General features: G+C 32.0%; 1 protein-coding gene and 1 pseudogene. One reads left to right on the plus strand and one right to left on the minus strand.

The window, feature by feature from the left end; translation table 11 throughout:
- Nucleotides 1–302: 302 nt before the first annotated feature.
- Nucleotides 303–1,181: pseudogene (locus ACFVAD_RS24180) on the plus strand (winged helix-turn-helix domain-containing protein).
- 207 nt (nucleotides 1,182–1,388) lie between these two features.
- On the opposite strand, the gene ACFVAD_RS24185 reads toward ACFVAD_RS24180, so the two are convergent.
- On the minus strand, nucleotides 1,389–1,943 hold the full coding sequence (locus ACFVAD_RS24185; RefSeq protein ID WP_386646446.1) for a hypothetical protein: 555 nt from the start codon (nucleotides 1,941–1,943) through the stop codon (nucleotides 1,389–1,391).
- Nucleotides 1,944–2,127: the final 184 nt, after the last annotated feature.

The following is a 2,127-nucleotide window of genomic DNA, read 5'->3' on the forward strand; positions in this document are numbered from 1 at the left end:
GATAACTTAATACCAATTATTTCATAATTTAAATATTCCTACAATATGTTATTCTTCATCCTTGCCAAAATAAAAAGAGCGCTGATCCTTGTTTCCTAGATCGCGCCCGATTCCGGAATACGGAATAATTTCTGCTCCTCCACTATACTTTAAGAGGAGTATTTACTTACCAGTTTTTACAGGAATTTAAAAAATTATCAACCATCATTTTCATGCTACATGATACTATATGTTTACAGGAATAATGATAGAAATGTGGTGTGCATATGTCGGTCGTTTTCAATATTAGTGACTATTCCGTTATGATTGACGGAGAAGAGTTAAAGCTTTTACGAAAAGAATTTTTACTCCTTGATTACCTTTATCAAAATAGTAACAAGGCTTTATCGCGACATCAGCTCTTGGATGCAGTTTAGCCATTACAGGTTCCATCCGACCGGACCGTTGACGATCATGTTTATCGCCTTCGTAAAAAGCTAAAGAAGTGGAAGCATGCTTTGAAACTGGAGACGGTTAAAGGCTTTGGGTATAAATTAACAGTGTCTCAACAAAAAGAGTTCATGTCGTTTCCGTTTGTAGAGGACCAGGAGTTTCAACAACTTACCATAAATCTTATTAGTAAATATCATCTTTTCGGACATGGAGAAGCCATTGAGGAGTTACTAAGTAAGCATACCTTTGGAATAGAAATAGATGAAAAGTTGCTACTACTAATGAAGTTATTACGTGGTGATTTTATAGCATTTTTACATTCTCCATTACCTTTTAAGGAAAAAGCATTGCCGTTGCTTTTCCTATACTCGACAGTGGAAGAAGACATCCACGCAATAAATTACTATTATCGTATATTTGAAGACAAACAACTTTTTGAAAATGAGGGCAAGGAAGAGATTGATTTTTTCAAAATTCTTCTTTGTTTAAGAGAAAAAAATTTTCGTCATGCTTTTGAAATTTTGGAAGCAACTGAAAAGACTATTTCTCTTGATGTACCTGGCTTCTATGGATTTTTCCAGGTTAATTATGCTATTGGTCGGAAAGATTGGAAATTAGCAGAAGATAAAATAAAATGCCTACATGCGTTCTTTAAGGATAAACCATATCAAAGGGAATACGGCTTGTTTTTAATGTTAAAGGGTATTTACTTTCTCCATCAGAAAAAAAATCGCTCGGTGTGGATTTGATTTCTCAATCTTCGTAAACCTTCATGGCCTTCATCATTTCTCCAGAAAAAATTGCAGCTCTCTTAACGTTGTTAATACTTTTGTGTCAATCTACAAGATTGTTAGTATTTTTAAATGACACAAAAGTCCATAGTGGCTACTATAAAACTCAGTAATACCAACTATTTCTAAATAAGTACTTTTGTGTCGCTCGTCAATTTTAATCTATTAATAATTATTTTCGTAATCATTTTGACCAAATTTTCTCACTATGCACCAGTCTGCCAACGATACGTATAAATACAACGCGGTAGGCAATATTAAAAATAGGTTTTCCACTATTTTCTTTTCTATATTTATTTCTGTAGGACCTTTGAATAAAATTATAATAGCAATAGAAATCATGAACCATGCAGAACTTTCCAATAGATTATGAAAAATCCTTGTGATTGATTTTTGCCTAAGAAATAATATATCATCAAATGAAAATGAAGAAGGATTACTGGAAAATTTTTTCTGAATTATATAATGAGTAATAGAAATACCAATAAGGAAAATTAGGCCGACCCAGTTAACTAAGTTTATTAATCTTAAAAAGTTATACAATACGATATAAAGGCTGTCGATTACTTTTATATCTGGTATAACATTAGAAATGTTTATTATATAAGCTGGCATAAAAAAATATGAAAAGTAGATTAGGGATGCTGGAAATACCGTTAGTTTTAATAAATTCATCCTCTTTTCACTTAATTGAATAACTTCTAAAAAAAACTTGGTCATTTTAATTCTCCTTCTGAGATAGTAATATATATTGCAAAAAGGAAAAAAAGGAAGAATTAATTCTCCCCTTTGGTCGTTAGATAGCCTCCTGTAAACGCTAGAATAAAGTTGACACTTTTTGCTCGATAGGATTTTACACTTTTGCTCAATCAACCTACTACTTTAGTAAAATAGTTCGTGACGT

Source organism: Sutcliffiella sp. NPDC057660, from assembly GCF_042800035.1.
Classification (GTDB): Bacteria; Bacillota; Bacilli; order Bacillales; family Bacillaceae_I; genus Sutcliffiella_A.